We start from the raw sequence: 8183 nt of genomic DNA, 5'->3' as shown, positions 1-8183 counted from the left end.
TACCTGGACCTGGCCAGGAACCCGCTGGACGTCGTGCTCGGCCGGGCCGAACGGCGCCGCCCCGCCGACGTCTCCACCATCACCAAGCGCTGGCGGCCCCACCTGCGCGGGCTGGAGCACGAGCCGACCCTCATGGCGCCCATGCGCCGCGACGACTCCGGGTGGTTCGACCACAACATCATGCCGACCCAGCTGCCCGTGTCGTTGTGGCAGTTCAGCCGGGCCGCCGCCGACCGGGAGCGCGTCGACCGGCTCCGCGAGGAGGCGAGCTGGGACTGGACGGCGGTGCACACCCAGCGCACCAAGGAGGAGTCCGGGCACGAGGAGCCCTGGTACGAGTACCTCGCCGGCCGCAACCCCGGCTTCCCCGAGCGGATGCTGCGCAGCGCCATCGACACCTGCGTCCAGCGGCTGGAGTCCATCGCGGCCGACCCGGTGGACCCCGCCGTCGGCCCCGACGCGTTCGGCATCCACGACTGGCAGGACCGCAACCCGGTCGTCACGGAGGCATTGCTGCAGCTGACCACCGGATCGCCGCAGGTGCTCTACAACGGCGCGCTGGCGCAGATGCACCTGCGGTACTTCGACGCCGAGGAGCGCCGTCCGGGCCTGCCCGCCGACGTCGCCGCGCTGGTCACGAGCATCGACGCCGAGCACACCGTGGTCGAGCTGGTCAACCTCGGCGCGGCGCCGCGCTCGCTCGTGGTGCAGGCGGGCACGTTCGCCGAGCACGTCATCCACGAGGTCCGCGCCGACGACGAGCCGCCCGCTCCCGTCGAGGGGCCGCATGTCCGCGTGCGGCTGCCGGGCTCGACGCACGTACGGCTCACCCTGACGATGACGCTGCGCGGCGGGACACCCACCTACGAGGCCCCGCCGATGGAGGTGCGGCGATGAGGGCCGAGCTGCCGCGGCTGGGCCTCGGCACCGCCCCCATCGGCAACCTGTTCCAGGACGTCTCCGAGCAGGACGCGGCCGCCACGGTGGCCGCCGCCGTCCAGGAGGGCGTCACCTACTTCGACACCGCGCCCCGCTACGGCCACGGGGTCGCCGAGGACCGGCTCGGCCGCGCGCTCGCGACCGGTGGCGGGGCCGCCGAGCCGGTGATCTCCACCAAGGCGGGCTGGCTGCTGCGCCCCGGGCAGAAGGTGGTCACCGACTGGACGGAGCGCGGCATCCGCCAGTCGCTGGAGTCCAGCCTGGAACGGCTCCGGCGGCCCTCCGTCGACATCCTGTACCTGCACGACCCCGACGACTTCCCCGAGGACGTGCGCCGTACCGCCTACCCGGCCGTGCGCAGGCTGCGGGAGGAGGGGCTGGCCGGGGCCATCGGCTTCGGCATGAACCACAGCGAACCGCTGGCCGCGTACGTGGCCGAGTTCGACGTGGACGTCGTCCTCATCGCCGGGCGTTTCTCGCTGCTCGACCACGACGCGCTGACGACCCTGCTGCCGCTGTGCCTGAAGACCGGCACGGCGGTGGTCGTGGGCGGCGTCTTCAACACCGGGCTGCTCGCCGACCCGCGTCCGGAGGCCATGTTCGACTACCGGCCGGTGCCGGGCGGCGTGCTGGCGCGGGCCGAGCGCTGCCGCGCCGTCTGCGCGGAGTTCGGGGTGCCGCTCGCCGCGGCGGCCGTCCAGTTCCCCTTCCTCCATCCCGCCGTGCGGTCGGTCGTGGTGGGCTGCCGGTCGGCGGCCGAGGTGAAGGACAACGCGGCCGCCTGGCGTACGGACATCCCGCCGGAGCTGTGGCGCCGGCTCGCCGAGGAGGGCTTCGTCCCTCCCGAGCTGCTGGACGGATAGAGGAAGACCCCGGTGGGGCGGGTTCGCCGCCCCGCCCCCCGTTTCTCAGTCGTTCTCGCGAGCGGCCAGGTACTCGGCGAGGCCGGCTCCGGTCAGCGGGTAGTAGTCCGACAGCCGGCCGCCCTCGTCCAGGCGGCGGCGGGCGAACTGCTCGCGGTCCTGGTGCAGGAGGGCGTCCTCGGCCACCGCCAGGGCGCTCCGCTGCGGGACGACCACCGCTCCGTCCTCGTCGGCGACGATCAGGTCGCCGGGCGTCACCAGCGCGCCGCCCACCCCTACCGGGACGTTGAAGGCCGAGGGGAACAGCTCGGCCTGCGAGGCGTAGTGCGGCGTCACGCCCGTGCACCAGATCGGCACGCCGAGCGCGCGCACCCGCTCGGCGTCGCGCACCCGCCCGTCCACGACGATGCCGGCGCCGCCGCGCAGCTTGAAGTAGCGGACGAGCATGTCGCCGAGGCAGCCGGTGAAGTGGCTGGCCTGCGCGGAGACGACCAGCACGTCGCCGGGCCGGATGGATTCCAGCACCGCCCACAGCGCGGTCTTGCGCTCGGCGTCCTCCTGTCCGGTGCCGGAGAAGACGTCCTCGCGCTGGGGCAGGAACTGCAGGGTCACCGCGCCTCCGGTGATCCGTACGCCCGGCTCCCTGTGCAGGGGGACGGGGCCGTCGATGAAGGTGCGGGTGATGCCCATCTGGTGGAGCTTGGCGCACGCGGTGGCGGCGCTCACGTCCGCGAGGGCGTCCACCAGGCCCGCGCCGGGCCGGACGAAGGGCGAGGAGTGCGCCGGTCCCAGCATCGTCTCGTAGACGCCCGTCTCCGGTGCCCCGACATGCCCGTTCGTGCTCATTTCTGCCTCATCCCAACGCATCGACAATTATCGCCTATCGATGGTAGATGTAACTGCCGACCGACGAGGGCTGTCAACCGTGAGAGGAGACCGGGATGCCGGCGGGGCCGACGGAGTGGTTCGAGGAAGCGCGGTTCGGGATGTTCGTCCACTTCGGGCTCTACAGCCTCGCCGCCCGGCACGAGTGGGTGCGCAGCCGGGAGAAGATGTCCGACGAGGACTACGACCGCTACCTGGAACAGTTCGACCCCGACCTGTTCGACGCGGCAGAGCTCGCCAGGAGCGCCCGCGCCGCCGGGATGCGCTACGCGGTGCTGACCGCCAAGCACCACGACGGGTTCTGCCTGTTCGACTCCGAGCTCACCGGCTACACCAGCGCCCGCGCGACGGGCCGGGACCTGGTCGCCGAGTTCGCCGCGGCCATGCGGGCCGAGGGCCTGCGCGTGGGGCTCTACTACTCGCTGCTCGACTGGCGTCACCCCGACTTCACCATCGACCAGTACCACCCGCTGCGCGACAGCGCGCCGCCGGACGCGAACGCCACGCGCGACATGGCCCGCTACCGGGCGTACATGAACGGGCAGATACGCGAGCTGCTGACCGGGTACGGCCCGATCGACCTGCTCTTCTTCGACTTCACCTACCCGGCGAAGGGGCCCGCCGACTGGGGCGCGGAGGAGCTGATGGCGACCGCGCGCGCCCTGAACCCGCAGATCGTGGTGAACGACCGCCTCGGCATCCCCGGCGACTACGTGACGCCCGAGCAGTACCAGCCCGACCGGCCGCTCACCCGTGACGGCGGCCAGGTCAGGTGGGAGGCGTGCCACACGCTCAACGGCTCCTGGGGCTACGACCGCGACAACCACGACTACAAGGACCCGGCGCTGCTGATCCGGATGCTCGTCCAGTCCGTCGCGTGCGCCGGCAACCTGCTGCTCAACGTCGGGCCCACCGGCCGGGGCGCGCTCGACCCGCGGGCCCGGCACACGCTGGGCGCGATCGGGGAGTGGATGTCCCTGCACGCCAGGGCCGTGCACGGCGCGGGGCCGAGCGCGTTCACCCCGCCGCCCAACGCCCTCTACACCCAGCGGGCCGGCCGCCTCTACCTGCACCTGCTGTCCTGGCCGCTCAAGCACGTCCACCTGCCCGGCCTCGCCGGACGCGTGCGCTACGCGCAGTTCCTCCACGACGGCTCCGAGGTGCGCTTCCACCAGGCGGACGGAGACCAGCACGAGCACAACAACCTCGCCCTGCCGGGCCAGCCGCCGGGCACGCTCACGCTGACCCTGCCCATCGCCGCGCCGGACGTGCCGCTGCCGGTCGTCGAGCTCGTGCTGCGCGACGACGATGGTTCCTGACGTCACCGCGCGGCCGGTGTGGGACGCGGTGCCCGCCGAGGCCCGCGACGCCGTCCTGGCCGCCGCGGCCGAAGAGCTGGCCCGGCCGGCCCCGCGCCTGTCCCCGGACGACTGGGCCCGGACGTTCCGCGACGGGGCGCGGGCCGTCCACGAGGACCAGGCGCGGCGGCTGCGCGAACGCGTGGACGTCCTCGCCCTGGCCGCCGTGCTCACCGGCGAGGTGGCCCCCGCGACCGCGCCCCCCGGAGCGTGCCCGCACCTGGACGCCGTCGTGGACGGGCTGATGGCGCTCGCCGAGACGAGCACGTGGTGCTGGGCGCCGCACGATCGCGGGGCCGCGGCCCGGGGCGAGGTCGTGCCCGATCCCGACGATCCCTTCCTCGACCTGGGCGCGGCCGAGATCGCGGCGCTGTTCGCCTGGGCCGACCACGCTCTGGGCCCGCATCTGGACGTCAGGGCCCCGGGGCTGCGCCGCAGGTTGCGCCGCGAGGCCGACCTGCGGGTGCTCACCCCGTTCGAGCGGGTGCGCGACTGGCACTGGATCGGCCGCGACGGCCGGGCGAACAACTGGAACCCCTGGATCCACGGGGCCGTCCTGGCGGCCGCGCTGCTGCTCTGCGACGACGTCCGGCGGCGCGAGTGCCTGGTACGCCTGGTCGCCGAGGGGCTGGACCACTACGTCACGGGGCTCCCCGACGACGGCGGGATCGACGAGGGCATCGCGTACTGGTGGCAGGGGGCGTGCCGGCTGCTGGAGGCGCTGGACCTGCTGGACGACCCCGGCCCGCCGGTGCTGCCCGCCCTGCTCGCCTACCCGCCGCGCATGCACCTCGGCGCGGACTGGTACGTCAACACCGGCGACGCTCCGGCCCGGCTCACCGGCGAGCGGCCGTGGCAGGTGCTCTTCCGCTGGGGCGAGCGCCTGGGGCGACCGGAGACCGTGGCGTACGCGGTGGCCGCCGCACGCGCGTCCGGCGGCGTCGTCCAGCCCAGGGCCGGGCTCGGGCGCGCCATGACCGCGCTGGCCGACCGGCGATGGCGCCGGGCGGTCGCGGCCGGCGGGACGCCGGACGGCTCGCCCTGGCTGGCCCGCGAGTGCTGGCTGCCGCGCATCCAGGTCATGGTCGCGCGCGAGCGGGCCGGGAGCGCGGACGGGCTGACCGTGGCGGCGAAGGCCGGCCACAACGGCGAGCACCACAACCACCTCGACGTCGGCTCCTACTGGGTGGCGCTCGACGGACGTCCGATGGTCGTGGACGTCGGCCAGCCGACCTACACCGCCGCGACGTTCGGCCCGCGCCGCTACGAGGAGTGGCCGTTCCAGAGCGCCTGGCACAACGTGCCCGAACCGGGGCACGGGCAGCTCCCGGGCCCGGAGCACGGCGCGCGGGACGTCGCCGTCCGGTTCGACGAGGGCCACGCCGTCCTGCGGGCGGACCTGAGCGCCGCCTATCCGGCGGGCCTGCTCACCCGCTGGGAGCGCGTCGTCCGGCTGGTGCGCGACGGCCCGGAGCCGTACGTCACCGTGGCGGACGAATGGGCCGCGGGCCCCCGGACCGTGCTGTTTCGGCACGTTCTCGCCGGCGAGGTCGAGTGCGGGCCGGGCCGGGCGGTCGTCACGGCGGACGGGGGACCGCCGCTCGAACTGCGCTGGGACGCCGCCGTCGGCGCCGCGTCCGTCGAGCACCGGGACATCGACGACCCGCGCCTCGCGCGCAGCTGGGGCTCCCGGCTGACCCGGCTGACGCTGGCCGTCACCGGCCAGGGGAGCGGCGGCCGGTTCGCCGTGAGCTTTCGCCGGCACGCACGAAATGACTCTTGAACAAGTTAGGTATGCCACATAACATCACCTATCGATAGGCGATGGACGTTGATGGTGGTCGATGTCGCCGCGTCGATCGTGTCGAGCCGTCACGCCGTCCGCCACGCCGGCCCGCGCAGCCCGACCCCCTCACTCAGGTGGCCCCCGGGCGGGCGGCTCCCGAAGGCGGCCAGTCCACCCCGACCTTCCACCGGTCATGACTATGCAATTGGAGCGTGCAGCGGATATGGGAACACAGTTGCGTCGGGCGTGCGCGGTCGCGGCAGCCGCCACCACCGTGGTGGCCGCGGCCACCGCCTGCGGCGGCGAGGACCCGGCGCAGGCCGGCGCCACGACTCTGCGGATCATCGTCAACATCAGCCCGAACCTGACCGAGCAGTACTGGAAGGGACTGTTCGCGAAGTACGAGCAGAGCCACCCGGGGGTGAAGGTCAACCTGGAGCTCACCGGGACCGTCTCGGCGACCGCCAAGCTCACCCAGGACCTCGCCGCCGGCGACCCGCCGGACATCGCCCAGCAGATCACCCCGACCAAGGAGAACGCCGCCCTGTTCGCCGACCTCACCGGCGAGGCGTGGACCGGCCAGACCCCGCTTGCCGACCAGTACGCCGTGGACGGCAAGCGCTACCTGGTCGGCGTCGGCCAGCAGATCCAGTCGCTGGTCTTCTACAACAAGGCCGCCTTCGCCAAGGCCGGTCTCGACGCCACCGCCATCAAGACGCTCGACCAGTTCCAGGACGCCATGGCCAAGCTGAAGAGCGCCGGCTACACGCCGCTGCAGAGCGCCGGGCAGTGGGTGCCGGGAGCGCAGTTCTCCCTGATCGCCGACTCCGGCGTGCTCACCGCCGACCCCGACTGGACGGTCAAGCGCAAGCAGAACCAGGTCTCCTTCGCCACCGGCGACTACCTGAAGTACCTCCAGCGCTTCCGCAGCTGGATCGACCAGGGCTACCTCGACAAGAGCGCGCTCGGACTGACCTACGCCGACGGGCAGACGGCCTTCCTCGAAGGCAAGTCCGCGATGTACGTCATGGGCTCCTTCTTCGTCCCGGCCGCCGACGCGGCGAAGAAGAGCGACGAGATCGGCGTCTTCTCCATGCCGACCGACGGCTCCCACCCCACCGGCCAGTACGGCAACATCGCCAGCCCGTACGTGGTCGTCAACGCCTCCAAGCACAAGGCTGCCGCGATCGACTTCGTGAAGTGGCTGGTCACCGACCCGGCCGCGATCGAGAGCCAGCTCGCCGCCGACGGCAACCTGCGCAAGGGCTTCACCTACAAGATGTCCAGCCTCGGCACGCAGGTCCAGAAAATCCTTGAGGAGGCACCGTCCGTGCTGGTCAAGTCGGGCGAGCGCCAGCCGGTCGAGGGCTATCCGGCCGAGCTCAACACGCAGGTGCAGAAGCTGTACACGGGCGCCACGGCCGAGCAGGTCGCCGCCGGTTTGGACAAGTGGTGGAACTCGCAGAGCTGACCCGGCGGCCGGAGCGGCAGGCGTCCGAGCCGCGGCGCCCGCGCCGCGAGTGGCTGCCGGCCAGGTACCGGGCCAAGGCGGTGACCTTCGGGCTGGTCGCGCCGTCCGTGCTGGTCTACACGGTGATGACCGTCGTCCCGGTGGGCGTGGCGGTCTACCTCAGCCTGACGGACTGGAACGGCTTCTCCGACGCGGTGTTCGTCGGCTTCGAGAACTACCTGCACCTGTTCGACGACCCGAGCTCGACCAGCGCCTGGTACGTGACCGCCCTCGTCGCCGTCACCGGCACCCTGCTCATGATCGGCGGCGGCCTGGCGTACGCGCTGCTGCTCAAGGAGCGCTCGCGGACGAACTCGTTCTTCCGCACGCTCGCCTACTACCCGCACGTGATCAGCGCGCTGATCCTCGGCTTCCTCTGGGCCGCGATCCTCGGCACGAACGGCGCCGTCAACAGCACGCTGCAGCACTTCGGCATCGGGCCCGTCGGCTTCCTGTTCGAGGAGAACCTCGCCCTGGTCTCGCTCATCGCGGTGATCGTGTGGGCCGGCTTCGGGTTCAACGTCGTGCTGTTCGTCGCCGCGCTCCAGACGGTCCCCGCCGAGCTGCTGGAGGCCGCGGCGATCGACGGCGCGACCCGGCGCCAGGCCAACCTGCGCGTGGTGATCCCGATGATCTCCCCGGTGGTGACCGTGGCCACCGTGCTGAACCTCATCGGCCTGATCAAGACCTACGACCTGGTCGTGAGCCTCACCAACGGCGGGCCCGCGGGCGCCACGCAGACGTACTCGTTCCTCATCCTCGCCAGGTCCTTCGAGGGGACGAAGGTCGGTTACGCCAACGCGCAGGCCGTGTTCCTCATGGTCGTGTGCGCCGGCCTCGCC

Annotated in this window: 7 protein-coding genes; 6 read left to right on the top strand and 1 reads right to left on the bottom strand. The window is 72.6% G+C overall.

From position 1 onward, the window contains the following. Both ACWCSD_RS42125 and ACWCSD_RS42120 read left to right on the top strand, forming a co-directional pair. Window positions 1–897 (top strand): hypothetical protein (locus tag ACWCSD_RS42125; RefSeq protein ID WP_449923433.1); only part of this gene is annotated, 897 nt, incomplete at its 5' end. Beyond that, window positions 894–1802: an aldo/keto reductase gene (locus tag ACWCSD_RS42120; RefSeq protein ID WP_449923430.1), complete on the top strand. Its 909-nt coding sequence runs from the start codon at window positions 894–896 to the stop codon at window positions 1800–1802. The genes ACWCSD_RS42125 and ACWCSD_RS42120, both read left to right, overlap by 4 nt. 45 nt (window positions 1803–1847) lie before the next feature. Here the strand turns inward: ACWCSD_RS42120 and ACWCSD_RS42115 are convergent, their stop codons facing one another. Further along, window positions 1848–2648, bottom strand: a complete 801-nt coding sequence (locus ACWCSD_RS42115) for an RraA family protein (RefSeq protein ID WP_397158145.1) — start codon at window positions 2646–2648, stop codon at window positions 1848–1850. 95 nt (window positions 2649–2743) lie between these two features. Between ACWCSD_RS42115 and ACWCSD_RS42110 the strand changes: the two genes are divergently transcribed. The 4 genes from ACWCSD_RS42110 to ACWCSD_RS42095 form a co-directional block, all read left to right on the top strand. Beyond that, window positions 2744–4006: an alpha-L-fucosidase gene (locus tag ACWCSD_RS42110; protein WP_449923426.1), complete on the top strand. Its 1263-nt coding sequence runs from the start codon at window positions 2744–2746 to the stop codon at window positions 4004–4006. Further along, window positions 3996–5828 (top strand): heparinase II/III domain-containing protein, encoded by a 1833-nt coding sequence (locus ACWCSD_RS42105; protein ID WP_449923423.1) that lies wholly within the window; start codon window positions 3996–3998, stop codon window positions 5826–5828. The genes ACWCSD_RS42110 and ACWCSD_RS42105 overlap by 11 nt, the downstream gene beginning before the upstream one ends. Before the next feature lie 226 nt (window positions 5829–6054). Then, a complete protein-coding gene (locus ACWCSD_RS42100) occupies window positions 6055–7302 on the top strand; it encodes an ABC transporter substrate-binding protein (protein ID WP_449923420.1) in 1248 nt (415 codons plus the stop codon). After that, window positions 7284–8183: carbohydrate ABC transporter permease (locus ACWCSD_RS42095; RefSeq protein WP_449923417.1), on the top strand; the 900-nt coding region annotated here is incomplete at its 3' end. The genes ACWCSD_RS42100 and ACWCSD_RS42095, both read left to right, overlap by 19 nt.

This window comes from Nonomuraea sp. NPDC001684 (genome assembly GCF_053596515.1).
Note: the sequence above shows the minus strand (reverse complement) of the source record. Positions and strands in the feature narration are given on the sequence as shown.

Bases quoted from the DNA above. Each gene is read 5' to 3' on its own strand.
- ACWCSD_RS42120 (WP_449923430.1), top strand. From the start codon at position 894: ATGAGGGCCGAGCTGCCGCGGCTGGGCCTCGGCACCGCCCCCATCGGC.
- ACWCSD_RS42115 (WP_397158145.1), bottom strand. From the start codon at position 2,648: ATGAGCACGAACGGGCATGTCGGGGCACCGGAGACGGGCGTCTACGAG.
- ACWCSD_RS42110 (WP_449923426.1), top strand. From the start codon at position 2,744: ATGCCGGCGGGGCCGACGGAGTGGTTCGAGGAAGCGCGGTTCGGGATG.
- ACWCSD_RS42105 (WP_449923423.1), top strand. From the start codon at position 3,996: ATGGTTCCTGACGTCACCGCGCGGCCGGTGTGGGACGCGGTGCCCGCC.
- ACWCSD_RS42100 (WP_449923420.1), top strand. From the start codon at position 6,055: ATGGGAACACAGTTGCGTCGGGCGTGCGCGGTCGCGGCAGCCGCCACC.